Below are 23,700 nucleotides of genomic sequence, written 5' to 3' on the forward strand. Positions count from 1 at the left end.
AGTAACCTGCTGAACACAGGCGCATGCGCCTTTACCGTTGCCGGCTGGACATGCGCGCATGCCACCCGGCCTCAGCGAAGCTGTGACCGAGCATGTTCAGAGAGGTTACTAAGCCCCACCCCCCGGCTTTCACGAGGGGCAGCGACGTGATTGCTCTGCTCGGCGCGGCAGGCAAGTGGAATGTGCGAGGGCGCGCCGGGAAAGCCGTGAAATTGTCGGCCGCCCTGCCGGTGCGCGGACGACATCGCGGATAGGGCGAAGACGCCCCGCCCGCGCAGCATCAGCGGCGGGTCTGAACCGGCAGCAGCAGTGCCTTTTGCGCCTGCCAGTCGGCAGGAATGGCATCGCCGAGGGTCAGGCTGGCGGCGGTGACGCCGACGCGCTGCCGCCCGGCGAGGATCGCCTCGGTGACCGCGGGGGCGAGAAAGGCAAGCCGCACGACGCGAGTGAGATAGGAGGGCGTCACGCCTTCCCGGCGTGCCAGCTCAGTGGTGTTGATGGTGCCGGTGCGGAGCACCGCCCACCAGCCCCGCGCCTGGACGAGGAGGCGCAGCAGCGCGCGATCCGGCGTGTCGGCAGCGCTCGCGCCATTGTCCTGCACCAGCCGCAGCGCGGTCCCGGAGCGGGTCAATCGGGCGGGGCAGTGCAGCGTCAGCGTGTCCGCGGCCTCGGGCAGTCGCTGGGTTTGCAGCAATCTCGCGAGCGCCATGGCATCGACGACGACGGTGACGTCGGCGGGGCTCACCTGCACCTGCGCGACAAGTTGCGGCACGAGAGGCAAACGGCGTTCACCGAGCGATGCGGTCGCTGCTGTGCAGGCGCGGTGAAGCGGCGCGATGTCGTCGGCGATCAGCGCCATCATCGCGCGGGACGCCAGCGCCAGCGGATCAGCGAACAGCTGGGCGAGCTGTTCGGTCACCAGCGTTTCGATCTCGCGGGCAGGAAGACGCAGGCCGGTGTCGACGCGGCCATGGTGCAAGCCGTGCGACACGTAATAGCGATGGCGGACCTTACCCTTGTTGGCGTGGGTGGCGATCAACGGATCTCCGGCGGCATCGACGATCCTGCCTGCAAGCGGGCTGGGGCTCGCTGCGCGGGCGCGCGTGCGATGACCCTGCACATTGCCGGCAAGCTGCGCCTGTACCGCGTCGAAGGTCGCCGGATCGATGATCGCGTCATGTTGCCCTGGGTGGATCACGCCCTTGTGCGAAATGCGCCCGGTGTAGATGACGTTCTTAAGCAGCAGATAGAGATGACCGCGCGCGAACGCGCCGCCGCCGAGCGGTTTGCCTGTGCTGGTGGCGCGGATGGGGATGGTGATACCATCGCGCTGCAGCTCGGCATCGAGCAGCGACACACTGCCATGTCGCAGATAACGCGCAAACAGGTCGCGGATGAGCGCGGCATGCTCCTCGACGATGACGAGGCTGCGCTCATTTGGGGCATAGCCCAGCGGCGGAATCCCGCCCATCCACATACCCCGCGCCTTGGAAGCGGCAATCTTGTCGCGGATCCGCTCGGCCGTGACCTCGCGTTCGAACTGCGCAAAGGACAAAAGCATGTTGAGCGTCAGCCGCCCCATGCTCGTCGTCGTATTGAACGACTGGGTGACGGAGACGAAGCTGGTCCCCGCCGCATCGAACGTCTCGACCAGTTTGGCAAAGTCGAAGAGCGAGCGGGTGAGGCGGTCGACCTTGTAGACGACGATGATGTCGACCCGGCCAGCGGCCACCTCGGCGAGCAGCCGCTGAAGGGCAGGGCGCTCGAGCGTGCCCCCTGACAATCCGCCGTCGTCGTAGATCTCGGGCAGCGCCGTCCACCCTTCCGATGCCTGGCTGAGGATATAGGCAGCGCACGCCTCGCGCTGCGCATCGAGGCTGTTGAAGCTTTGCTCCAGCCCCTCGTCCGACGATTTGCGGGTGTAGATCGCGCAGCGGATCGTCTTCATGCTGCCGCGGCCTTCTTGAGGCCGAAGAAGGCAGGCCCCGACCAGCGGGTGCCGGTGATGGCGCGCGCGACCTCGCTCAGCGAGCGCCAGTCGCGCCCGTCCCAGCGGATGACCGCGTCCTCGCCGACCTCGACGACATGCACCGCGCCCTGCCACTCGCGCACCAGCCGCATACCGGCCCGCGCCGTATCGGTACGGGTGCGGCCGCGGGCGAGCTGATCGAGCGCTTGGGTCGTCGAGCGCGCCAGCCCGCCGTTGACGCGCGCCTGGATTTCCCAAGCGAGCGCGAGGCGGAGGACGTTGGTGCCGACCTTGGGGGCAGGGGCGCCGATCAGCCGCCGCCAGCGCGCGCGCAGATCGGCGATCGGGAGCGTGTCGAGTTGGGCAATGTCGTCAGCGAGCGCCATCACGCGGCCTCGACAATGCAATAGCAGGTCGCGCCATCGCGCTTGCCGCGGGTGATGGCGTAGCCTTTCTTGCGCAGCCCGGTGAGTGCCGCGCGCGTCGTGTGCGGCAGCCAGCTGGTCGCTGTGATAAGCTCGGGCAGTGTAGCGCCCTCGGTACGGCTAAGCAGGGCGATGACTGCGGCCGACTTGCTCGCCGCGCGCGGGCCAACGGGCGTCGGCGTTGCCGCAGGCGCTGCGGCGACTGCTACGCTCAGCCCCGATGCGTCCCCATTGCCATCCTCGGCCAGGTCGATGCCGATCGCGGCACCGCCGGCAAGTGTGATGAAGACACCATAGTCGATGTTGCCCTCGCTGCGCCGTACCGCTGCCGGGTCGCTCGTTACACGCTCCTCGGCAAGACCGTTCCGGATGAGCGCAGCGGTGGCCTTGGCGGTGCCGCCGCCGGGCTTCAACGTGTCGGCAAGTGGTAGCAGACTGCCATCTCCACGCTGCGTGGCGTTGGATAGCAGGATGCGCTGCGTGTCGCTGAGGTTGATCATGATGCAAAGTCCCTGGCGGGAGGGCCTTATGCCGCTCCCACCAGCTCCAGCCCCGGTGAGGGGCTCATCCGGGGCAGGTGCGATTCACCTTGTGTCGCTGACCACGCCGTAGGTGTCGCTCGTATCGGGATTGAAGTCGAATGGTTTATGCAGCAGTCACGACTGCAAAAGGCAGGTCGTGCAGCACTTTAGCTCCATTAGGCCAAAGACCATGACGGTGCCGTAACGCAAATCTTGCTTTTGCAGCATACACAGCTATTAGCCGGCTCGCGACAGCTGCGCTGTTTGCCGGTGCCCCGATCGCTTCTTTGACCAACGATCGGGGCGCTGCTCGCGTGAGAACAAACGCGGCGCCAGCGATTTCGGGGCCTCAGCGCCGATGACGATCCGGCACGGGCTGACCTGGTGTTGCGCTTACCAACTCGAGTTTTGCCAGCAGATCGTCGAATGAGGTGTCGTCTGTCACCGGAAAGAGCCGCGTGAATCCCTGGCCGAGCAGCGCGACGTCGCGTTGCGTTAGAAATCCTACAGCGACGATCTTGTCCGACGGCACGTTTACACTCCCGAGCAGGCTTCAACCAACAACAGGCCTGTCGGTGCCGCTGGAAAGCCGTCAGTCAGAAGGCGCGTCAAAGAAATAATGCTGCAGGTCACGGTCGAAATGCTCGAGCCGCCGGCGCAGGCGCCACAATGCGTCGTCCGACGGTTGGCCTGGGTCGAGCAGCTCCATGCTCCAATAGGCAAAGTCGCGTTCCGTAATCGTGTGATCGCTGATGACGGTGACATCGGTATGCCGCGGGTCGGACTGGATGCGGGCGAACGTCGTAGCGACGCTATCGTCCGGTCCTTCGAGTACCTGCATGAACGTGCGGCCATCGAACACCAGCATGCCGGTGATCCCGTCCATTCCGTTGTTCCGCTTCGACGATGCCATGATCGCGCTGACGTCGGCACGCCCCACCGCCCGGCTGTGATAGAAGATCTGGCGCAACGGAATGCTCTGCACACCGATCCAATATGCCTCGCCCGTCGGGTACGCAAGATTGACCTTTCTGCCCCGTCAATGGTGAGCCGGCGGACGTCGAAAACAGGTCTCGCATGTCTCGAATTGGTGGAAACCGGAATGGCTGCTTTCGGCCATGACGAAGCGTAATCGGACGTTCGTCCATCTAGCTCCAGACGGTAGCTGAGCGCTCCAGTTCTGGTCGTTCACCCGCGAATAGGGGCTGAGCGCAGCGACGAAAGCTCTTGCGTCTGTGGTGGCGCCGCGCAGGCCATCAGCGCCTTGGCGATGTCGTGCCTGACTTCCGCGACACACCGCTGTTCGTTCCAACCGCGGCTATGAAAATGCGCTTTCAAAACCAGTTCAAGGCGCAGTGAAGATCCTGAAAGACATTCTTCTCTTGGGCCCCTGTTTCGGGCTGCGCCAGCCGTTCCGCCGTTTCGCAGAAGCGCCCGCTCATTTCGATTAGGTGCGGCATTATGCGCGTAATGTGTAGATAGGCGTCGAAACGGGACCCCACCCTATGTCTTTTCAACTCCTTCATTTTGCGAGAGAAATTTCCTTTAGAGGGGATCCCGATCGGCGCCGATCAGGACCCCCTTCGAGGCTAGGGTTTCTTCCCCAAAACAATCACTTGCGTTGTCGACAGGCGGGGTCCCGTTTCGACGCCTATCCACACACAATCGCCGTTTCGGACTAATGGCATCCTATGTCGTAATGCGATATAGTTCAACGGCTAGCGCGTAAAATGATGATCGATTGGCATCATTTGACAGCGGATTATGCTGTCGTCCCTGGCTCGATTACCTTCAAAATCACAGGATTTTCCGATAGGAAGCCGTGCTCGAATGGATCGCTCTAAGCGTCTAGGTCGCGCAGGTCGGTGCCCCGGGTTTCACGCCCAAACCGAGCGATCAGTGCCAACGCAAGAGCGGTAGGCAGCATGATCGCAATAGCTGCCGAACCCATGCTCGGCACAAGCGCAGTGATAGCGAGCCCTTGGGCACCGACTCCTCCTGCCTTGGTGCAGGCGGCCACCCATCCCGTTGCTCTGCCCCGCACGTTTAGCGGGAAGCTTTCCGCCGCATAAGGCAGCAGGATGGCGAGAATGCCGTTCGATCCTACAATGAGCAAGGAGACCGGCAGGACCGGGCTGCCATGTCCCGCAAGTTCCAGATGAAGCACCAACCCCAACCCTACTATGGTGACCGCGATCATTGTTACGAGCGACCATTTCGTGCTCCATCGACTATAGAGGAACGCGCAGAGGAAGGCCGTCGGGAACGAAATGAGTGCCGACTTTGCCAGCAGCGTGCTGGCGACGGTAACCGAATAGCCCTTTTCCTGGAGGTCGCCCGGCAACCAAAGAAGCAGCCCGAAATTGATCAATCCCCAACACAACGCTGCCAGGCTCAGCGCCACTAGCTTGCTCCAGAGGTAGAAACCAGTGAGCGGCCGGTGACTGGGGCGCGGGGACTGCGACGATGTGGTCACCTTCCGCGCAGTCGCTCCGAACCGTCGCATGACGGTCTCGGCTTCCACTATTCGCCCGCGTGCGATCAAGAACTTGGCCGATTCAGGAATGAAGTTGCCGAGCACAACCAACAGCAGGCCGGTCGGCAGGTTGAGGAGAAACAGGATGCGCCAACTGAAGGTGCCCTGCCAAAGGGCTGATGCCCCACTTGCGGCGAAATAGCCGCCGACTGCGCCCAGACCGCCAACCAGCACCAATGCCCAGCCCCGATGGCGGGTCGGCATCATCTCGGCGAGCAGGGCATAGGTCACCGGCAGCATGCCTCCGGCCGCGGCCCCCATCATGAAGCACATGCCAATATTCCAGGCGAGGCTAGGCATGGCCCCGCAAATCGCGGTACCGACGAAGAACACAGCGGAAAGCAGGATGGTCGCCTTCCGTCCATAGATGTCGGCGAGGAATCCCCAAACCACCGAGCCGACCACAGTTCCGACGAGCGCAAAGAATGCGACGAGCGACGCCGTCGCTTTCGAGACGCCGTACTCGCTCGTCATGCCGGGGATCGCGAACCCGAGTGCAGCGGGCTTCATCACGTCCACCACGAGCGCGATCACGAGGATGGCCATAAGGCCGAAATGGGCTGCGCCGAGCTGCGCATCTTCGGGCGCTGCGACGACGATGTCGGCGGTGGACGTGCGATGCGCGCTCAGGTTGCGAGGCAAAAGACCATAGGCGGCAACGAAAAGCCCCCCGACGATGAGAACCATGCCCATGACCATCGAGCTGGTCATCGGCATGCCGGCCAAACGATAGTGCATCTGTTGCCCCATCGCGAACATCGGTAGGTGCGTGGCTACGCCCGCCGTGACTGCCAGACATCCCAGCACAAAAGCCCAGATCGCCTGTCGGTCCGAGAGCGTGCTCCCCATGGTATTTATCTAATTTCGCCCTTTGTCTCGGTTGGCCTTGCCGCGCGCATGGATGCGTGGAACTCAACGCGTCGAAACAGCAGGTCAAGATCCTCCCGGGTCACATCGAACGTCTCGCCGAGGTCTGTGAGCGCAAGGTCGATGTCTTCGGGATGCGGCATGCCCAATCCGGACGCCGCAAGTTCGTGACCCACGCTCGGGATCGGGCGGTGCGGATAGGAATGGCCGGAGGCCCTGTGGAACGCGATGCCGGCCACGATAAGGATAAGCGAGTTGATCCCGACGGGCACGAACGGGAAAGCATAACCGGCGCCCAGCACCGCAGGGCCCCCGATCACGGCCGTCAGGGCGGCAGCCCCGCCTGGCGGATGCAGACAGCGGAGCAGCGACATGGCGAGGATCGCTCCGCCCACGGCAACCCCGACCGCCAAATACGGTATAGGCACGAGGTAAGCCGCAGTCACGCCAACCAGTGCCGAGACGACGTTACCGCCCACGACCGACCAGGGCTGTGCCAATGGGCTCGCCGGTACGGCGAAGACCAGCACCGCGGACGCGCCGACAGGCGCCACCAGCAACGGGAGCGGTGCCCATCCGTGCAGGGCCGCCGCGCTCACTAGGCTTGTCAGTGCAACGCCGATCAACGCGCCGATGCACGCGAGAAGCCGGTCGCGCAGGGTAGCACCGGCGAGGATAGGTACAAATGGCAAAGACAGCTTCATTTCTCAGATCATCCGCTCCGACCGATATGCCCTCTATCAGCAATACCCATCGCGATAGTCTTGCTAGGTTCGGTCGATCTCTGCGCGCTTGCGGGCGCTCCGGACCTTGAGCAGATCATGGCGCGAGAGGATGCCGACAACGCGATTGGTGCCGGGCTCGACGATGGGGATACGCCCAACCCCGCTCTCGACCATCAGATCAGCCACTTCGCCGATCGGCGAGTGAGGATAAGCGATCGCTTGCGATGAATCGGACAGCGTCTCGGCGAGTGAGGTATCGGGTAAATCGCCTTCTACCTGCCAGCGCAGGGCATCGGATCGCGACACCATCGCGACCAAATGTCCGCCATCGTCCACCACGGGATAGGTCCGGTGCGTTGCGGCGGCCCCGAAAAAGGCGACCGCATCCTTGATCGACATGGCACTTGACAGCACGGCGGGGTCGGGTGTCATCACCTGCTCGGCTTGCAGGAACTCGTGCGGATCGACGGTATATTCTTGGAGGATATGGCGACCGCGCCGGGCGATTTTTTCCGTCAGGATCGACCGGCGCATGATGAGGACACTGATCGCATAGGCCCCGGTTGCCGCCGCGATCGTAGCCGGCAAGGCGTCGAAGTGACCGGTCAGTTCAACCGCGAACAGCGCGCCGGTCAGTGGCGCGCGCATGGCACCGCTCATCATGCCGGCCATGCCAACCATCGCCCAGAAGCCTACCGACCCGGGCAGAATCTGCCCCAGCAGGGCACCCAAGGCGCCACCCATGATCAGCAGGGGTGCGAGAACACCGCCCGACGTTCCCGACCCGAGCGCGACCAGCCACACGATTGCTTTTACGACGAGCAGTGCCAGGATGACCCGCACCGCCAATGATCCGTCGAGCAACGCCTGGATGTTGGCGTAGCCCGCGCCGAGAACGCGAGCATCGATCAGCCCCCCGATCCCGACGACGATACCGCCGAGCGCCGGCCACCACATCCAGTGCACGGGCAAGCGGTGGAACGCGTCCTCGACACGGTAGAGCAACGCTGACAGCAGCGCCGCCTCGAGACCGACCAGAACACCCATGCCGAGGGCCAAACCTTCAGTCGGCCACCACGCCTGCACGGGGGCAACGGCGAACGCAAACAGTGGCCCGGCCCCCAGCAGCATGGGCCGCCAGGCAAACGCCACGAGCGTCCCGACGACGACCGGCACGAAGCTGCGCGGCTTCCACTCGAACAGGAGGACCTCGATCGCCAGCAGGATCGCCGCGATCGGTGTGCCGAAGATGCCGGTCATGCCCGCCGCGGCACCGGCGACCAGCAAAGTCTTTCGTTCGGCCGCGCTCAGGTGGAAGCATTGCGCGAAAAGCGATCCGATCGCGCCCCCGGTCATGATTATCGGACCTTCTGCGCCAAACGGGCCGCCGCTCCCAATTGAAATCGCTGAGGATAGCGGCTTGAGGATCGCAACCTTGAGCGACAGGCGGCTTTCGCCGTAGAGAATGGCTTCGATCGCTTCCGGAATACCGTGCCCCTTGATCTTCTCCGAGCCGAAACGCGCCATCAGGCCGATCATCACACTGCCGATGACGGGTATCGCGACGACCGCCAAACCGACATGCGCATTCGCGATTTCAGCGGATGCAGTCGATATCCTGCCGAACCAGAAGAGATTGGTGGCGAGCGCGATCAGCTTTAGCAGGACCCAAGCCCCGAACGCAGCGCCGGTGCCGACCACGACAGCGGCTCCTGCGAGCATGATCATCCGCCAGTCGGCGCTGTGATCGGCAAGCCGCTTGGCTTTTGGGATATTGATGGTGGAAGCCGTCATGCACTCTCGCCGGTTTGAGAACGGCGACCACTATATCGCGACACGATATAGTTCAACGGTTAGGATTTGAACGATGATCGATGGTGATGAGCTGATTGACGCCGACTATGCGGCGCTCGCGGATTTTCGGTATGCGCTTCGGCAGTTTCTGGCGTTCAGCGAACGTGGCGCGGCAAGCTGCGGCCTGACGCCCCAGCAACACCAAGCGCTGCTCGCCATTCGGGGGGCTACGCATGCGAACGTCAGCGTTGGCTACGTCGCCGAGCGTCTTGCTTTGAAGCCGCACAGCGCGACCGGCCTGGTCGATCGTCTGGAGACGCTTGGTCTGGTCACACGTCGGCCATCCCCCGACGACGGACGACAGGCCCTGCTCGAACTAACGCAGAAGGCCCAAACCCTCCTGCGACAGCTATCAAAGACGCATCGTGAGGAAATCGTAAGGCTTCGGCCGATGCTGACCGAACTGCTCGCCCGCGTCGATTAATCGAAGCCACAAGCCGCTCTAGTTGCAATATGTATCGCAGTGCGATATAAATCGCATACAAGGAGTCGGCGAGATGCAGTTGATTCTCATGGTGCTTGAAGCGATCGGCCTAACCGTAGGTAGCTTGGCCGCAGCCGTGCTGCTTTGCTGGTTTCTGTGGTACGCGTTTCGGCTCGTATTGCATCCGGAATTGGGAGTGTCGGTCGTTCTGATCCTGCTCTTGCTCGCCTTCGCGGGAGAGTTCCCGAAAAGCCAATTTCTGGACATGACACTGACCTTCGCAGTCGTCGCTGCGGTACCCCTCTGGTTCGCGGGACGCGCTTGGCGCAAGCAACGCCGGCAGGGTTCGAACAGCACGCGCCCGCAACTCGTCGAGCCAGAGACGAGCGAAGTGGTCATACCGCCACAATCTGCGCAGTCGCCGTGGTCCTATCCCGCAATCACAGCCTGCATCGGCCAGGAACGCCACCCAACTCGAGACGAGATCCACTTAGTAGCGTCGCGGCTCTGGCGGGAAGGACTCGCCCTACGCTTTGGATCGCAATCTGCGCCCGCGAACTTCGCCGCCCGACGCGTTTTGTTGCGCGCGGCTATGACGGCCCTGAGCGGTAAAAACGGCGAAAAGGGTCGTGGGTGTAGATAGGCGTCGAAACGGGACCCCACCCTATGTCTTTTCAACTCCTTCATTTTGCGAGAGAAATTTCCTTTAGAGGGGATCCCGATCGGCGCCGATCAGGACCCCCTTCGAAACTAGGGTTTCTTCCCCAAAACAATCACTTGCGTTGTCGACAGGCGGGGTCCCGTTTCGACGCCTATCCACACCTCCAGCACCTTGCGGCGCTTCATCTCCGACGGCATCAGCCCTCCGTATTTGCTGCGCCATCAATAGTAGGTCTGGATGGAAATGCCCGCCTTCCGACAAGCCTCCTCGACGGTTGTTCCATCCTCAGCCCGCTTGAGAATGAACGCTATCTGCTGTTCGCTGCACCTCGACTTTTTCATCGGTAAATTTCCTCGTCCGGCAACTGCCAAAACGAACCGGGAATTCCCACAAAGAACGGACCAATCTGAAGGGCTCAGGTTACATCACAGCCGCTATTTCAGTCCTAGATTAGAAAGGTCACTGCCACGAGATACGAAGACGCGAGTTCGCCGCGACATCGAACGTGCGGCTGCCTGTTCTCGTCGTCCCTTTCATCATTCCATCCGGGTCAACGATGACTTCGACACCGTTCAGCCCTGTGTCGGCTTTATCCATAAGCCTTACCTCAGCACGACCCGCCGGGTCGCCGCAAAGTTGTATCGTCAGCGAACACTCCCCGGTCCGATCGCTCGCAAGCAAGAACGTGTCGCAGAAGAGGTCGAAGGGGGCGTCGTCGATCCTGTGGAACGCGCGCGACGCGAACACGAACGCGGCCCCCGCGCCGTATATTTCCTGCCCGACCTGCCCCGCCACATCGCCGCCCACGTAGAGGTCCTCCAGCGGAAACGAGAGATCGGCATCGATATGGCCGTTCCGCGGCTTGGCGCACAGCATCTCGGCGGGTAGCGCATCGGGATAGTAATACCAGGCCCGGGTCAGCGCGAAGCGGCAATAGTCGCTGACCATCCGCCGTACGGCGGGATCCAGATCGGGACCACTATCCTTTAGATAGCGTTCGAACGCCCGGAAGCTGTCGAAACACTCGTACAGCGCCATGTACGGACCGTCATGAAGCGCGCTCACTGCAAGGAAAGTCTGATAATTCGTTGCATCGCCGATCTGTGAATTCCAGAGCACACTGTTGTGGAAGAAGCTTGCAAGATAGACGTAGCTCTGGTCCAAATAGCGCCGCTGGTTGGTAATCCGCCACAGTCGCATGCATGCCGCCGCCCCCCAGGCCGTCAGATTTGCCTGATAGTTCAGGTCGAACCGCATGCCCCGCGCTGCGTCAATGGCGGTGCGCGCTTCCGCCAGATATTTTGGATCGTCCGTTAGTTCGAACGCCAGCAGCATGACATGGGCATAGATGCCACCGACGTCGGTCTGGCCTAGGTCGGTATCGCCACGCGCCTGGGTGATCACCGAAAAGTCCGTAACTTTGTATTGGATCGGCCATCGATAGTCGAAGTGGCGCGCAGCGCGGATCGCGAAGTCGAGCGACCCCTCGAATAGCCGTCGCGCCCTCGCATCACCACCCAGCGCCAGCGTGCCGAGCCCGATCAGCGGATGGTACAGATACCAGCTGTCCACCGCGTCGCGATCCTTGTCGTCGCCGACATTGGGAAGATAGCGTCGGATCGACGGCAAGGCGGGATCGAAGAACCGGTTCAGCCCCGCAGCGAGTTCCGCCGCAAGCGGCACGTCCTCGCCACGCCACAAACCATAGTCGTATATGGCGGCGAGAAGCGACACCTGCACCATCGAATCCGGGTATTCGGACGCGGTGTAGGGATGGACGTACAAATGGCCGTAATGCCGGATCGTTGCCGCCGGCGACTCAGCGAGGTCGCGCAACGTCCGTTCAGCTCTCCCGGGCCAGTCGTGGAATTCGGGCGCTGGCTGGTCGAGAAGCGGATAGATGCTGCCCAGCAGTTGCAAGAATAGTCGCGCCGAATGCACTTCATTCAGCGGCGGATCGCGATGGAAGGCGATTAGCGCATCCGACAGGCAGACATCTTCGCCGCCTTGTAGCGGACTGGTCGGCGGCGTTCCGCTTTGCGGCGGTACAGGAGGCAGATAGCCGAGTTCCGGCCATTCGCCGCCGACCGCGCCGTCCGGCTTGGTATCGGTGGCGTTGTAATAGGGGTTCATCGCGGTGAGGTTCTGGAGATACAGGATCGTCCCCGGTGTCGGTCCGTCGAGCCGGGCGTATAGCAGTCCCCCGTTCAGCCCGCGCTGCGCCGCTTCGACATGCCCCCGCGCCGTCAATGGGTCGTCTCCCGGCCCCAGTGGATAGAGGTCACGCGGCAGATAGGGCACCAGCAGGTCCTGCGATGGGGTCAGCCGCGTCGTAATGCGCAGCACCGGATGAGCCGTGGTGTCGACACTGAACGTAACGACGTGCCGGCCAATCGCGCTGGTCAACGCCACACGCATTGACTCGCCCTTTCGCGGCTTGAGCCGGCGCGCCTTTAGCCCCCCGGGGCTGTATGCCGTGCGGATCGCCATCCGCGCGCTATCGCGGCCGCCTATCGCCCAGAGTGAATCATGGCCAAGCGCGACAGTGATCGCATGCCCTTCGACGTCGAAGGTTCCGATCGTCCGCATGCGTCCGCTGCGCAACTCCGCACGCAACGCCAAGACGCATGGTCCGGCAGCGGGGGGCGTATCGACAGTCACATGATCCTCCAATCCAATCTGCCGCCGATGCGAACGCTGTTTGACGGCGACGGTTGCGACGGATCGGAGGAAGCACGAGACGTTCGGCGATGCTATTGTTTTATCGGGCGGAACTTCGCGCCTGCGCGCGACTTGGCACGTCGACCGAAAAGGAGACGCTGATGCCCCCCGTCGCCGATATCACAAGCGAAGTGATCCCTGTGCAAGGCCGCCGCGCGATCGTTACCGGTGGCACGACTGGGATCGGTCGCGCCATCGCGCGGATGCTGGCCGCCGACGGGGCGGATGTCTTCATCTGCGGACGCGATCCGCAACACCTGCAAGATGCGCTGGCGGATGTCAGCGCCGTGAGCCAGGGAAAGAGCAAGAGCGACGGCATCGCGATCGACTTGGCCCAAGCCGATAGCACCGGCCGCCTCTTCGACGCAGCGCAAGTTAGCATCGGCACGCCGGACATCGTCGTCCTCAATGCCGCCATCGCGGCCGGTGCGCTCGGCGAAACCAGCGAAGCCGACCTCCGCTATGCCATCGCAACCGATTTCACCGCCTACCTTCTCGGCGCGCGGATGGCGGCCGAGCGGTTGGGCGAGCGCGGGGACATCGTCTTTATCGGTTCGATGAGTGCCTACGTCCTCGGGCCGGGATCAACGGTCTATGCCGGCATCAAGTACGGGATCCAGGGCTTTACCCAGGCGCTGCGACGCGAACTCGGGCCGAAAGGCATTAGGGTCAGCAACGTCGAACCCGGCAAGACCGGATCCGACATGCAACTTCCCGACATTCCTACCGAGCAGCAGTGCGCGATGATCGAAGCCGAGACGATGTTGCGCGCCGAGGACATTGCAGCCGGCGTCCGGTTCGTCCTTACTCAACCGCGGCGGTCCGTCGTCCAGCAACTCACTCTCGCGCCGCGCATGGAGGCCGGCGAATGACCTATGGCGTCGACAAGCTGATCCTGGTCCCGGACGACATCGACTTGTCTCGGTCGCCACTGGCGGGGCAGTTGGGGGTCGAGACCTATGTACTGGGCGCGTTCAATCCGGCATTGACCCGGCTGCCCAACGGCAACCTGCTGATGATGGTTCGCGTGGCCGAGGCGCTACGCAAGCCGATATTCGACGGCCATGTCCACAACATCCGCTGGGACGATGGCCGATATGTGCTCGACGCCTGGCCGCTCGGTGCGGCCAATACCGCCGATCCACGCAAATTCCTTCTCCAGGGCAGCGGCTGGAAGGTGATGGCGCTGACTTCGCTCGCCTGGCTCTTGCCGGTCGAGTTGACTCCGGACGGACTGGCCGTGGTGACCCATCACTATGACAAGGTGATCGCGCCGCACGCGGATTTCCAGATGTATGGCTTGGAGGACGCGCGGATCAGCAAGGTGGAGGACCGCTGGCTGATGACGACCTGCTCGGTCAGCCCCGAACGCCATTCGACGACGCTTTATTCTTCCGACAACGGCCTCGACTGGACTTTCGAGGACATCGTACTCGATCATCAGAACAAGGACATGCTAATCTTCGAAGGACGGATCGACGGTCACTATTGGGCACAGACGCGGCCGCTCGGTGACCTCTATTTTGCTTATCCGCCGGGCAGCAAGTGGCGCGCCGGGCCGTCAATCAATTTGGCCTCTTCCCCTGACGCCCTACACTGGAAACCGTATCGCAAGCCCGGCATCCGCGCGCATGCTGCCACGGTCGCGACCGCCCGCATGGGCGGCGGGACCCCGCCGATCCTGACCGATCGCGGTTGGCTGACCCTGTGGCATGGCGTCGAACCGAAAGAGATCGTCGGCGTGTATCGCACCTATTGGTCGATCCTCGATCGCAATGATCCCGGCATTACGGTCGCAACCGATCACGTACCTTTACTCGAGGCCGATCCAAAGCTCACCCGCCCGATCGAGCATCAAATGTACGTGCGCGACGTGGTCTTCACCACGGGCATCGTGGACGGCGGCGACCACTATATCGTCGCGTCCGGCGAAGGCGATCTGGCCTGTCGGATAACACATATTCCAAAGGCCTTTTTCAGGTGAGCGTGGCGACTGGGGCGGTCTACGCGGTCGTGCCTGGCCGTCCGACGTGTCAAAAACTTCGATCGTCTGAGCGAACAGCAATCTGCATCAACCAGAAAGATATCAACCTAAACGCTGTCCCGGAGTTCTACCCCCACGAACGACGTCATCGGTCGAAGCGCATTCCCGGCCGTCACGCGTCGTCCATTTAGGAGAAGAGACATGAGCACCCGTCCAGAAATCCTGCACGAACTGTTCGTCACCGGTCTGCGTAACGCCCATGCGGTCGAGAAGCAGGCGCTTTCGATCATGACCCCGCAAGTCGAGCGAATCACCAATTATCCCGAGGTCGCCGATCGCCTGCGTTTGCACATCGATGAGACGCATGGCCAGATCGCACGGCTGGACGAGATCCTCGCCGACATGGATTCGTCCGGATCAGCCCTCAAGGACGCGGCGCTCAGCCTTTCGGGCAGCATGGCGGCAATCATGCACAGCGTCGCCGGGGACGAGATCGTCAAGAACAGCTTCGCTAATTACGCCTTCGAGCATTTTGAAATTGCCGCCTACAAGTCGCTGCTAACACTGGCCGACGATGGTGGCTTCGAACACGCTACCGCGGCGCTGCGCAAATCGCTGGCGGAAGAAGAGGCGATGGCGGCGTGGATCGACGATTCCTTGCCGATGGTAACCCGCCGCTACTCTGCGTTGCGCGCCGAGCAGGGAACCCACGAGGCGAAGGTTTGACCACCGCCCGTTGGCCAAAACAATTGTGGATCGTGCGTCATGGCGAGAGCGCGGGAAATGTCGCGCGCGACCGGGCGCACGCGCTCGGCGTCGACCGCATCGACCTCGCGGCCCGCGACGTCGACATTCCACTGTCGGCACTCGGTAAGGAACAGGCGCGGGCCCTGGGGCGGTGGTTCGCGGACCGGCCTGCGGCGGAGCGACCCGACGTGCTGTTCGCCTCGCCATATCGTCGAGCGCTGGAGACAGCGCGGTCGCTACGATCGGCAGGCGGGCTTGATGGCGATCCGGCGATCTGCATTGACGAGCGGCTGCGCGAAAAGGAATTCGGGATACTCGACGGTCTGACAACCAGCGGTGTGGCGTCCGTCTACCCGGAACAGGCCCACCTAAGGCGGCTTCTCGGAAAGTTCTACCATCGACCGCCGGGCGGCGAGAGCTGGTGCGACGTAATATTCCGTCTGCGCTCGTTGCTCGACACGATCGCGCTGCATCACGCCGGCCAACGGGTGATGATCGTCGCGCATCAGGTGGTAGTGTTGTGCCTGCGCTATGTCGTCGAACGCCTGACCGAACAGGAGATCTTGGCGATCGACGCCGAGGGCGATGTGGCAAATGCCTCCGTTACGGAATATCGCTTCGATCCTGCCGCCGGCACTCATGGGTCGATGGCCCTGGTCCGCTACAACGCGGTGCCGCATTTGGCCGGCGACGATACGGCGTCCGTCACGAGCGAGCCCGAACGCACGCCAGGCGTACGGGGATGAGCAAAGATCCGATCCGGCTGGACAGTGAATGGATCGCGGCGAACCCGCCCCCAGTGCACGGGCGGGGCACGACGAAGAACAGTCGCGGTCGCGTGTTGGCGATTGGCGCGTCTCGGCAGGTCCCCGGCGCCCTGCGGTTGACCGGAGAGGCGGCGCTGCGGGTCGGCGCCGGGAAACTGCAGCTGGCGGTGCCGACATCGATCGCCTTGCCCTTGGGGCTGCTCACGCCGGAGGCCGGGGTGATCGCGCTCGCCGAGAGTATCTCGGGCGAAATCGATATGGCGGCAGCGCCGGCCATGCTCGACGCGCCTCTCGACGCCTGCGACTCTGCGGTGATCGGGCCGGGCATCAGCGATCCCGGGACGGCGGACGGGCTGATACGGTATGTCGCTGGCCGTAACACCGCGGCGATGCTCGTGATTGATGCGATGGCGATCGGCTGCCTGCGTGACGTGCAAGCCGAAATTGCGGCGTTTGCGGGACGGATCGTCCTCACGCCCCATTACGGCGAAATGGCGCTGCTAACCGGCATGTCGGAGGAGCAGGTAGCGAATGATCCGGTCACAACGGCCGTAGTTGTCGCAAAAGCATATGGCGCGATCGTTGTGCTGAAGGGATCGGACACGCTCATAAGCGCGCCCGACGGAACGTCGCTCCGCTATGGCGGCGGCGGAACGGGGCTTGCCACCGGTGGTTCGGGCGACGTCCTCGCAGGCGCGATCGGGGGGCTAATCGCTCGTGGCGCAATGCCACTGATCGCTGCCTGCTGGGGGGTCTGGTTGCACGGGCAGGCAGCGAGGAGGGTAGCGACGGTCCGCGGACCGATCGGCTTTCTTGCGCGAGAGCTGGCCGGCGAATTCCCGAAAATTCTGCCTCAATAGGACGCCTCTGGTTGGTGAATTGGTTACACTAGGAGGAAAGTGGACGAGGCCCCGTTGCGCCGGGGTTTGCGGATGATGCTTGCGCCCGGGGGGCTCGGTCGACCCATTTGGTACACAGCTGAAGCCAAGCCACCTCGGAATTTGGCATAAACTTTGTGCTATACCGGTCCGGTGAGGGATCATCTCGGAGGGTACCCAGTACGGTCAAGATGCACGGAGACGCATTTACGAAAAGCTGGCAAGTCTCTTCGTTATCACCCGGCAATCAACATAGCGCTTTGGCGAGCCAAACTTATCGAGGAAGCGATCCTGCGAAAGTGGCTGCTGTTTTCGACGAACGCTAGAGCCACGGTCGCCCATCTGCTTTGCGAATTATACGTGCGGGCCGCGATCATCGGCCTGGCAGATAACGGTCGATGCGAGGTTCCGCTCACTCAGGAGGAGGTGGGCGACGCGCTCGGCCTCACGGCCGTCCATGTAAACCGCGTACTCAGACGGCTTCCCGAAAGCGGTTCTGTCGAACTGGCGCATCAGGAACTGCTGATCAAAGATGCGAAACGCCTCACCCATGAAGCACGGTTCGATCGAGCTTATCTAGAACCCTGGCTGAGCAAGAACGACGTTTCGACACTTGTCGATAGCCTTACCGTGCCCCCTAAACCGTGCCGCTTCTGTGACTTCAAAATGATAAAAAAGTAAGATCTATGCACTCAGGTCTATGGTTATTGTCCGGACTAGAAACGGTGCCGCCGCTAGGTCGGCGGCAGAATTCCTCTTCATCGAGACCGATGATAAAGTCGACCTTCCTATTGATCTGTGTGCGGCCAATGTCGAACCAACCTGGTTACCCCAGTTCGAATGGTCGTACGAAGGTGCGGGAGGGTTCGGGTTCCAGAACTATGTCCGAAGGTTCCCCATGGGCGCGCTCTGTCATCCGTGTTCCTTTTTCCGCCGCGGTGAGCGGCTCCGCTTTGAGGCCGGCTGCTCGGCCGCAAGCCGTATCCAAGTTGGGGCATGGTCGCTGGTCTTCTCCCAGCCACGCACCTGCCTGTCCACCTGCGCATCCCCCAGCCGATCGGCGAGGGAGGGACTGAGCAGCAGATGATCGATGCGGAGACCAGCGTCCCGCCCATAAGCGTTCCGGAAATAGTCCCAGAAGGTGTAGATCGTCTCATCGGGGTGAAGTGTGCGGAGGGAGTCCGTCCAGCCCTGGTCGACGAGCCGCGCGTAGAGCGCCCGGACCTCGGGTGCAAAAAGGGCATCTTTGGTCCAGCGTTCCGGTTTGTAGACGTCGGCTTCGGTCGGCATGACGTTGAAGTCGCCGGCGAGCACCACCGGTACGCCGCTCTCCAATAGTGTCGCCGCGTGCGCGATGAGCTTCTCGAACCAGGCGAGTTTGTAGTCGAACTTGGGACCGGGCCGGGGGTTGCCGTTCGGCAGGTAGAGCCCGCCGATGATGATGCCGCTGACCGCAGCCTCGATGTAGCGGCTCTGCGTCGGATCGGGATCGTCAGGCAGGCCCCGCCGCGTCTCGTGGATCTCGCCAACGCGGCTGAGGATTGCGACGCCGTTCCAGCTCTTTTGACCGTGCCAGATTGCCTCGTAGCCGAGATCACGGATGGCGGTCGCCGGGAACTTCTCCTGCGGCGCCTTCAGCTCCTGCAGGCAGACGATGTCCGGCTGCTCTTCCTCCAGCCAGCGCAGCAGCACAGGCAGGCGCCCGTTGACGCCGTTCACGTTGTAGGTGGCGATCTTCATGGGCTTTTCAGAGATCCGGCAGGACCTGGTCGGCGCGTCCCCAGCCAGCGAGCGCCTTCGAGCCTGCACGCTTCACCAGTTCGGCGGCATCGCCGACATGCCAGTGCGCCGGCTTGTCGATGGTCTCCATCTCCTTCCAGGTGATCGGCACGGCGACGGGAGCGCCGGCGCGGGCGCGGACGGCGTAGGGCATGACCGCCGTCGCGCCACGCTGGTTGCGGAGGTAGTCGACGAAGATGCGACCCTTGCGCTGCGCCTTCGGCAACGCTGCCGTGAAGTTGTCCGGGTCGCTCTGCGCTACGGCCATCGCAAGGCGGTGGGCAAAGTCCTTCACCTCCGGCCACTCGGCCCGGGGCGTAAGCGGAGCGATGACGTGCACGCCCTTGCCGCCGGTGACCATCGGGAAGGTCTCCAGGCCGATCTGCTTGAGGATGTCGCGGAACTGGAACGCGGCGCGTCGTACTGCTTCGAAGTCCAATCCTTCGTCCGGGTCGAGGTCGAAGACGAGCCGATCCGCCTTTTCGACATCCTCGATGCGGGCGCCCCAGCCATGAAATTCGATCGTCCCCATCTGCACGCAGGTGAGCAGGCCATCGGGCGTATCGACGTAGAGGTACGGCTCCTCATGGCCGTCCTTCTCCAGAATCGCGACATGATGCACGTTCGAGCCGAAGGTGCCGGCGTCGTGCTTCTGGAAGAAGCACTTCTTCGCCCGCCCTTGCGGACATCGGACGAGGCTGATCGGTCTGCTGCCGACCCAGGGGAGCATGATCGGAGCGACAGCCGCATAATGTTCCGCGAGCTGACCCTTGGTAATGCCGCCCTCAGGATCGGTGACGCGGTCGCGGTTGGTGATGACGACGCTGGATGCGACGTCGGCAGCTACGGCTGCGACCGGCGCCTCGGTCTCGAGCACCACGGCCTCCGCCTTCTTGTCGGCTCGCAGACCAAGATAGCTCGGGTGGCGCAGCGTGCCGTCGTTCGTCATCTCGGTGTAGGCGATCTCAGCCACCAGCGCCGGCCGGATCCAGTGGGCGCCTTTGACGGCGGCACGGGGCGCCTCGACTGAAGCCTTATCGCTGGAGAGCGGCTCCATCAGCTCGCCGAGCTTCAGGATCTCGTCATTGTCGAAACCGGTGCCGACCTTGCCGGCATAGCGCAGCTTCCCGTGTTCATGGACGCCGAGCAGCAGCGAGCGGAAACCGCGACCCTTGTCCGACGATGTCCAGCCGACGATCACGAACTCCTGCCGCTTGATGCACTTGGTCTTCAGCCAGGTGCCCGCTCGCGATCCGACGTAGGGCGCATCGACTCGCTTGGAGATGACGCCCTCCAGCCCCGCCCCGCAGAACTTCTCGAACAGCGCCTCGCCCTTGCCGATGATGTGATCCGAATAAAGGATCGGGCCTTCGCTACCCTCGAGCAGCTTCCCCAGGCGCTCCTTGCGCTCGATCAGCGGAAGACCCGTCAGATCCTTTCCGTCGAGATTCAGAAGGTCGAAGGCGTAGAACTCGAGCCGGCCTGGTTCGGCCTTGATCGCGGATTGCAGCGACTGGAAGTTGGTCCGACCGTCGGCGTCGATCACCACGACCTCGCCATCGATGAGCGCCGAGCGCGACGGGAGGCGCTCGGCCGCCGTGACGATCGGCTTGAACTTGTAGGTCCAGTCCAGCCCAGATCGCGTGAAGGCGTGGGACGAGCCGCCGCCGACACTGAGCAGACAGCGGTAGCCGTCGTATTTCATCTCGTGGAGCCAGCGGTCTCCCGCGGGCACCTGGTCGACCAGTGTGGCGAGCTGCACGGGTTGGAACGGGGGCGCTGAAGCGCCGCTGGTTCGTCCTTCCGAACCCTCAGGATGATCGGTACTGTTAGACTTCCGCGCCATGTTGCCAGCCTTCTTGATAAGCAGACACCAGGAGCGCGAAGGGCGGATGCACCAGCTCTGCGGACCGCTCGTTCATTTGACCTTCTTGAGCTTCACGGCTGCCTCGTTGAGCTTCTCGCGATCGTTACCCACCTTCTTGATGAGCTCCTCCGCCTGGTGCCTGGTGATGTCGTGCTTCCTGGCGAAATAGTTCACCTCGTAGCCTTCCCCCCCGGCAACCCGGGCGCGGTCGCCCGCGCCGCGCTTGCTCTTGTCGTCAGCCATAGATCTTCTCCTCGACAGTAAAATCAACGGCCGTTTGACCTGGTTCCGAAACGACGCGCTCTGCGCAGCAGAAATTCCGATGATGGAACGGTTTAGGTCGTGCGGGGTAGGTGGCCCATGTCGCCGCTGATCGGAACCGCTGGCTGGGCGATCCCGGCAAATGACAGGCCCTTGTTTCCAGCGGAAGGAACGGCGCTGCAGCGCTATGCGGCCGTGATGCCCTGCGTCGAGGTCAACTCCTCGTTCCACAGGCCGCATAGACGAGGCACCTGGGAGCGCTGGGCGGCGTCGGTGCCTGACGACTTCCGCTTTTCGGCCAAGATCCCGAAGGAGATCAGCCATGTCCGGCGGCTGGTGGATGCGACCAACGCTCTCGATAGGTTCCTAGGCGAAGCTGGCGGTCTTGGTGGCAAGCTCTCGGTCCTCCTCCTGCAGCTTCCCCCGAGCTTCGCGTTCGATGCCTCACTCGTATCCTCCTTCCTTAACGCAGCCTCGGCGCACACCGAGGCCAGGATCGTTTGCGAGCCCCGTCATGCGAGCTGGTTTACGCAGGAGGCCGATGCGCTGCTTGTCGACCAAGAGGTCGCTCGGGTCGCGGCGGATCCCGCCAAGGTGCCCGACGCCGCCCAGCCTGGCGGGTGGCGCGGTCTGACCTATCGCAGGCTGCATGGCTCACCCGTCATGTACCGATCGGCGTATGGGGAGAAGCGTTTGCGATCATACGCGAAGGAGATCGAGCAGGATCTCGCAGAGGGGCGCCCCACATGGTGCATGTTCGACAACACGGCCTCCTCCGTGGCGCTCGGCGATGCACTGAACCTGATCCAGCTGCTCGAGTCTTCGTCCTTGGACCGCTGAGCTTGACCGTTGAGCGCCGATGCCGTGAACGGGCGCACGCCTCGAGCGTTCGAAAGAGCAACCTTAGGCCAATCAAAGGGAGAGCATTATGGTGGCGACCGATCTCTCCCCGATGGAGGCGAAGCTGGTATCCGACCTGCCGGAAGGGGCAGTGAGCTGCTGCCGGCTCCGTGGACACGAGGTTAAGCTACCTGCGCCTGCCTCTCGAAGTCCATGGTGCTGAGATAGCCCAGCGTAGAGTGGCGGCGCGTCGGATTGTAGAAGCGCTCGATATAGTCGAATACATCTGCCTTGGCGTGATTGCGCGTGCGGTAGGTTTTACGCCCGATCCGCTCGGTCTTCAGCGAGGAGAAGAAGCTCTCCATCGCCGCGTTGTCCCAGACGTTGCCGGACCGGCTCATCGAGCAGGTCACGCCGTTGTCGGCCATCAGCCGCTGGAACTTCTCGCTCGTATATTGGCTGCCCTGGTCCGAGTGGTGCAGCAGGGCATCGGGCTTCCCACGCCGCCAGATCGCCATCATGAGTGCGTCGGTGACGAGCTGAGCGGTCATGGTGTCACTCATCGACCAGCCGACCACCCGGCGCGAGAACAGGTCGATGACGACTGCGACGTACAGCCATCCTTCGGCGGTCCAGATGTAGGTGAAGTCAGCGATCCACCGCTGGTTGGGCGCCTCGGCCGTGAACTGGCGATTAAGGAGGTTATCGGCGATGACGGATCGCAGACCGTCGTCCTTCGGCAAACCACGACGCCGGGGTCGAGCCTTCAGGCCGTGAATACGCATCAGCCGCTCGACGCGATGCAAACCACATGAGAGGCCTTCGGCCAGAAGGTCGTGCCAGACACGGCGTGCACCGTACGTCCGATAGCTGGAGATGAAGCTGGCGCGAACCCTGGCGCCGAATTCCTCGTCGCTCCGGGCACGCGCACTGGGCGCCCGAACCAGCCAGGCGTGAAAGCCGCTGCGCGAAACACCGAGCGCTTCGCAGATCCACGACACCGGCCAGATCCCTCGGTGCTTCGCGATGAACTCGAACCTCATATCGAGTCCCTGGCGAAGTAGGCCGCCGCTTTTTTTAAGATGTCGCGCTCCGCCTTCATCCTGGCCAACTCGCGGCGCAGCCGCTCAATCTCCTGCTGCTCGGGCTTCATCACGCCGTGCCCAGGGAACGCCGATCCCGGATCCGCCACCTGCTCCCGCACCCACTTGCGCAGAACATTCTCGTGCAGGTCCAGATCGCGTGCAGCCTGCGACACCGACACCCCGCGTTCCCGTACCAGCTTCACCGCCTCAAGCTTGAACTCACGGCTGAACTTCCGTCGTTGCATCTCCATCCTCCGGTCTCAAAAACACCCTATCTCGGTGTCCACGAAACCGGCAGCAGCTCACTTCTCCAGAATCAGGCATCGCGTGCCGAACTGGCGGGGAGGGGACGCCGCGCACTCGAACTCTACGTCCGCATGACGACGATGGCGCCAGCTTACCCTCACGCGTGGTGGGAACGGGCTCGCCTCGAACTCGTCGATTATGAGATCGCTGCTGCGCGGGCCAGTTTGGGTGCAATGCTGGAGATCACGCGCGACCCAAGGCTGCGTCGACGCGTGACAGAAACGCTCGACGCGCTGCCCGCGACGTGAAGCGACGCACGTGGAGTGGATCAGGCAGGCGCTACCCCGTCCGCAGCGACGATGGCAGATGCCACCAGCGTGCCGACAAGCCGCACGCGCTTCTCCACCAGATCGACGGGCGTGCGTTGAAGCTCGAGCTCATAGCGGCCGCCAAGGTCGCGGCGAAGGTAGAAGGCTCCGCCGTCATGGATAAGTGTTCCGGTTTCATCGATCCGTGTGCCAATCGTGGTCATTCCTGCCTCTT

Annotated in this window: 24 protein-coding genes and 1 pseudogene; 10 read left to right on the forward strand and 15 right to left on the reverse strand. The window is 62.9% G+C overall.

What is annotated here, in order from left to right:
• Nucleotides 1-280 precede the first annotated feature (280 nt).
• From LPN01_RS14405 to LPN01_RS14440, 8 genes are all read right to left on the reverse strand, one after another.
• Entirely contained in the window at nucleotides 281-1,948 is a 1,668-nt protein-coding gene (locus LPN01_RS14405; RefSeq protein WP_262829175.1) for a recombinase family protein, read from the reverse strand.
• Entirely contained in the window at nucleotides 1,945-2,355 is a 411-nt protein-coding gene (locus tag LPN01_RS14410; RefSeq protein ID WP_262829116.1) for a DUF2924 domain-containing protein, read from the reverse strand. The genes LPN01_RS14405 and LPN01_RS14410 overlap by 4 nt, the downstream gene beginning before the upstream one ends.
• Entirely contained in the window at nucleotides 2,355-2,894 is a 540-nt protein-coding gene (locus LPN01_RS14415) for a DUF3489 domain-containing protein (protein WP_262829117.1), read from the reverse strand. The genes LPN01_RS14410 and LPN01_RS14415 overlap by 1 nt, the downstream gene beginning before the upstream one ends.
• Before the next feature lie 370 nt (nucleotides 2,895-3,264).
• Complete coding sequence (locus tag LPN01_RS14420) at nucleotides 3,265-3,447, reverse strand: hypothetical protein (RefSeq protein WP_262829118.1); 183 nt, start codon at nucleotides 3,445-3,447, stop codon at nucleotides 3,265-3,267.
• A 60-nt stretch (nucleotides 3,448-3,507) separates the two neighbouring features.
• Nucleotides 3,508-3,885 (reverse strand): BLUF domain-containing protein, encoded by a 378-nt coding sequence (locus LPN01_RS14425; RefSeq protein WP_262829119.1) that lies wholly within the window; start codon nucleotides 3,883-3,885, stop codon nucleotides 3,508-3,510.
• Nucleotides 3,886-4,755: 870 nt separating this feature from the next.
• Nucleotides 4,756-6,300, reverse strand: a complete 1,545-nt coding sequence (locus LPN01_RS14430) for an MFS transporter (protein ID WP_262829120.1) — start codon at nucleotides 6,298-6,300, stop codon at nucleotides 4,756-4,758.
• 5 nt (nucleotides 6,301-6,305) lie between these two features.
• Nucleotides 6,306-7,022, reverse strand: coding sequence for an HPP family protein (locus tag LPN01_RS14435; protein ID WP_262829121.1), 717 nt, complete (start codon nucleotides 7,020-7,022; stop codon nucleotides 6,306-6,308).
• Between the two features lie 63 nt (nucleotides 7,023-7,085).
• Nucleotides 7,086-8,837, reverse strand: a complete 1,752-nt coding sequence (locus LPN01_RS14440; protein ID WP_262829122.1) for a chloride channel protein — start codon at nucleotides 8,835-8,837, stop codon at nucleotides 7,086-7,088.
• Between the two features lie 73 nt (nucleotides 8,838-8,910).
• On the opposite strand from LPN01_RS14440, the gene LPN01_RS14445 reads away from it, so the two are divergent.
• Nucleotides 8,911-9,321 carry a MarR family winged helix-turn-helix transcriptional regulator gene (locus tag LPN01_RS14445; RefSeq protein ID WP_262829123.1) on the forward strand — a complete coding sequence of 137 codons (411 nt, stop codon included), beginning with the start codon at nucleotides 8,911-8,913 and terminating at the stop codon, nucleotides 9,319-9,321.
• 73 nt (nucleotides 9,322-9,394) lie between these two features.
• On the forward strand, nucleotides 9,395-9,964 hold the full coding sequence (locus tag LPN01_RS14450; RefSeq protein WP_262829124.1) for a hypothetical protein: 570 nt from the start codon (nucleotides 9,395-9,397) through the stop codon (nucleotides 9,962-9,964).
• 179 nt (nucleotides 9,965-10,143) lie between these two features.
• Here the strand turns inward: LPN01_RS14450 and LPN01_RS14455 are convergent.
• A pseudogene (locus LPN01_RS14455) lies at nucleotides 10,144-10,323 on the reverse strand (transposase); the annotation flags it as partial.
• A 118-nt stretch (nucleotides 10,324-10,441) separates the two neighbouring features.
• On the reverse strand, nucleotides 10,442-12,604 hold the full coding sequence (locus tag LPN01_RS14460; RefSeq protein ID WP_262829125.1) for a hypothetical protein: 2,163 nt from the start codon (nucleotides 12,602-12,604) through the stop codon (nucleotides 10,442-10,444).
• Between the two features lie 200 nt (nucleotides 12,605-12,804).
• Here LPN01_RS14460 and LPN01_RS14465 point away from each other — a divergent pair, with 200 nt between their 5' ends.
• The 6 genes from LPN01_RS14465 to LPN01_RS14490 all read left to right on the forward strand — a co-directional run bounded on the left by LPN01_RS14465 (nucleotide 12,805) and on the right by LPN01_RS14490 (nucleotide 17,760).
• On the forward strand, nucleotides 12,805-13,575 hold the full coding sequence (locus LPN01_RS14465; protein WP_262829126.1) for an SDR family oxidoreductase: 771 nt from the start codon (nucleotides 12,805-12,807) through the stop codon (nucleotides 13,573-13,575).
• Nucleotides 13,572-14,687, forward strand: coding sequence for a glycosidase (locus tag LPN01_RS14470; RefSeq protein ID WP_262829127.1), 1,116 nt, complete (start codon nucleotides 13,572-13,574; stop codon nucleotides 14,685-14,687). Before LPN01_RS14465 ends, LPN01_RS14470 begins: the two co-directional genes overlap by 4 nt.
• Before the next feature lie 201 nt (nucleotides 14,688-14,888).
• Nucleotides 14,889-15,413: a ferritin-like domain-containing protein gene (locus tag LPN01_RS14475; protein ID WP_262829128.1), complete on the forward strand. Its 525-nt coding sequence runs from the start codon at nucleotides 14,889-14,891 to the stop codon at nucleotides 15,411-15,413.
• Complete coding sequence (locus LPN01_RS14480; RefSeq protein WP_262829129.1) at nucleotides 15,410-16,180, forward strand: histidine phosphatase family protein; 771 nt, start codon at nucleotides 15,410-15,412, stop codon at nucleotides 16,178-16,180. The genes LPN01_RS14475 and LPN01_RS14480 overlap by 4 nt, the downstream gene beginning before the upstream one ends.
• Nucleotides 16,177-17,061, forward strand: a complete 885-nt coding sequence (locus tag LPN01_RS14485; protein WP_262829130.1) for an NAD(P)H-hydrate dehydratase — start codon at nucleotides 16,177-16,179, stop codon at nucleotides 17,059-17,061. The genes LPN01_RS14480 and LPN01_RS14485 overlap by 4 nt, the downstream gene beginning before the upstream one ends.
• Nucleotides 17,062-17,232: 171 nt before the next feature.
• Nucleotides 17,233-17,760, forward strand: coding sequence for a Crp/Fnr family transcriptional regulator (locus LPN01_RS14490; protein WP_262829131.1), 528 nt, complete (start codon nucleotides 17,233-17,235; stop codon nucleotides 17,758-17,760).
• Nucleotides 17,761-17,991: 231 nt separating this feature from the next.
• Here LPN01_RS14490 and xth read toward each other — a convergent pair whose 3' ends face one another.
• From xth to LPN01_RS14505, 3 genes are all read right to left on the reverse strand, one after another.
• Nucleotides 17,992-18,819 carry an exodeoxyribonuclease III gene (gene xth, locus LPN01_RS14495; RefSeq protein ID WP_262829132.1) on the reverse strand — a complete coding sequence of 276 codons (828 nt, stop codon included), beginning with the start codon at nucleotides 18,817-18,819 and terminating at the stop codon, nucleotides 17,992-17,994.
• Nucleotides 18,820-18,826: 7 nt separating this feature from the next.
• Complete coding sequence (gene ligD / locus LPN01_RS14500; RefSeq protein ID WP_316748403.1) at nucleotides 18,827-20,704, reverse strand: DNA ligase D; 1,878 nt, start codon at nucleotides 20,702-20,704, stop codon at nucleotides 18,827-18,829.
• A 72-nt stretch (nucleotides 20,705-20,776) separates the two neighbouring features.
• On the reverse strand, nucleotides 20,777-20,968 hold the full coding sequence (locus LPN01_RS14505; protein WP_262829133.1) for a DUF3606 domain-containing protein: 192 nt from the start codon (nucleotides 20,966-20,968) through the stop codon (nucleotides 20,777-20,779).
• 117 nt (nucleotides 20,969-21,085) lie between these two features.
• Between LPN01_RS14505 and LPN01_RS14510 the strand changes: the two genes are divergently transcribed.
• Nucleotides 21,086-21,826: a DUF72 domain-containing protein gene (locus LPN01_RS14510; RefSeq protein WP_262829134.1), complete on the forward strand. Its 741-nt coding sequence runs from the start codon at nucleotides 21,086-21,088 to the stop codon at nucleotides 21,824-21,826.
• Between the two features lie 182 nt (nucleotides 21,827-22,008).
• Here the strand turns inward: LPN01_RS14510 and LPN01_RS14515 are convergent.
• A protein-coding gene (locus LPN01_RS14515; protein ID WP_262829135.1) for an IS3 family transposase occupies nucleotides 22,009-23,156 on the reverse strand; the annotation gives its coding sequence in 2 pieces (ribosomal slippage) (nucleotides 22,009-22,895 and nucleotides 22,895-23,156; 1,149 coding nt in all).
• A 132-nt stretch (nucleotides 23,157-23,288) separates the two neighbouring features.
• On the opposite strand from LPN01_RS14515, the gene LPN01_RS14520 reads away from it, so the two are divergent.
• Nucleotides 23,289-23,465, forward strand: a complete 177-nt coding sequence (locus tag LPN01_RS14520) for a hypothetical protein (protein WP_262829136.1) — start codon at nucleotides 23,289-23,291, stop codon at nucleotides 23,463-23,465.
• Nucleotides 23,466-23,485: 20 nt separating this feature from the next.
• On the opposite strand, the gene LPN01_RS14525 is transcribed toward LPN01_RS14520, so the two are convergent.
• Nucleotides 23,486-23,689, reverse strand: a complete 204-nt coding sequence (locus LPN01_RS14525; protein ID WP_262829137.1) for a DUF5818 domain-containing protein — start codon at nucleotides 23,687-23,689, stop codon at nucleotides 23,486-23,488.
• Nucleotides 23,690-23,700 lie beyond the last annotated feature (11 nt).

Origin of the sequence: Sphingomonas sp. A2-49, assembly GCF_025548555.1 — a bacterium.
Lineage (GTDB): Bacteria > Pseudomonadota > Alphaproteobacteria > Sphingomonadales > Sphingomonadaceae > Sphingomonas.

Bases quoted from the DNA above. Each gene is read 5' to 3' on its own strand.
- LPN01_RS14405 (WP_262829175.1), bottom strand. From the start codon at position 1,948: ATGAAGACGATCCGCTGCGCGATCTACACCCGCAAATCGTCGGACGAG.
- LPN01_RS14410 (WP_262829116.1), bottom strand. From the start codon at position 2,355: ATGGCGCTCGCTGACGACATTGCCCAACTCGACACGCTCCCGATCGCC.
- LPN01_RS14415 (WP_262829117.1), bottom strand. From the start codon at position 2,894: ATGATCAACCTCAGCGACACGCAGCGCATCCTGCTATCCAACGCCACG.
- LPN01_RS14430 (WP_262829120.1), bottom strand. From the start codon at position 6,300: ATGGGGAGCACGCTCTCGGACCGACAGGCGATCTGGGCTTTTGTGCTG.
- LPN01_RS14435 (WP_262829121.1), bottom strand. From the start codon at position 7,022: ATGAAGCTGTCTTTGCCATTTGTACCTATCCTCGCCGGTGCTACCCTG.
- LPN01_RS14440 (WP_262829122.1), bottom strand. From the start codon at position 8,837: ATGACGGCTTCCACCATCAATATCCCAAAAGCCAAGCGGCTTGCCGAT.
- LPN01_RS14445 (WP_262829123.1), top strand. From the start codon at position 8,911: ATGATCGATGGTGATGAGCTGATTGACGCCGACTATGCGGCGCTCGCG.
- LPN01_RS14450 (WP_262829124.1), top strand. From the start codon at position 9,395: ATGCAGTTGATTCTCATGGTGCTTGAAGCGATCGGCCTAACCGTAGGT.
- LPN01_RS14465 (WP_262829126.1), top strand. From the start codon at position 12,805: ATGCCCCCCGTCGCCGATATCACAAGCGAAGTGATCCCTGTGCAAGGC.
- LPN01_RS14470 (WP_262829127.1), top strand. From the start codon at position 13,572: ATGACCTATGGCGTCGACAAGCTGATCCTGGTCCCGGACGACATCGAC.
- LPN01_RS14475 (WP_262829128.1), top strand. From the start codon at position 14,889: ATGAGCACCCGTCCAGAAATCCTGCACGAACTGTTCGTCACCGGTCTG.
- LPN01_RS14485 (WP_262829130.1), top strand. From the start codon at position 16,177: ATGAGCAAAGATCCGATCCGGCTGGACAGTGAATGGATCGCGGCGAAC.
- xth (WP_262829132.1), bottom strand. From the start codon at position 18,819: ATGAAGATCGCCACCTACAACGTGAACGGCGTCAACGGGCGCCTGCCT.
- ligD (WP_316748403.1), bottom strand. From the start codon at position 20,704: ATGGCGCGGAAGTCTAACAGTACCGATCATCCTGAGGGTTCGGAAGGA.
- LPN01_RS14505 (WP_262829133.1), bottom strand. From the start codon at position 20,968: ATGGCTGACGACAAGAGCAAGCGCGGCGCGGGCGACCGCGCCCGGGTT.
- LPN01_RS14510 (WP_262829134.1), top strand. From the start codon at position 21,086: ATGTCGCCGCTGATCGGAACCGCTGGCTGGGCGATCCCGGCAAATGAC.
- LPN01_RS14520 (WP_262829136.1), top strand. From the start codon at position 23,289: ATGACGACGATGGCGCCAGCTTACCCTCACGCGTGGTGGGAACGGGCT.
- LPN01_RS14525 (WP_262829137.1), bottom strand. From the start codon at position 23,689: ATGACCACGATTGGCACACGGATCGATGAAACCGGAACACTTATCCAT.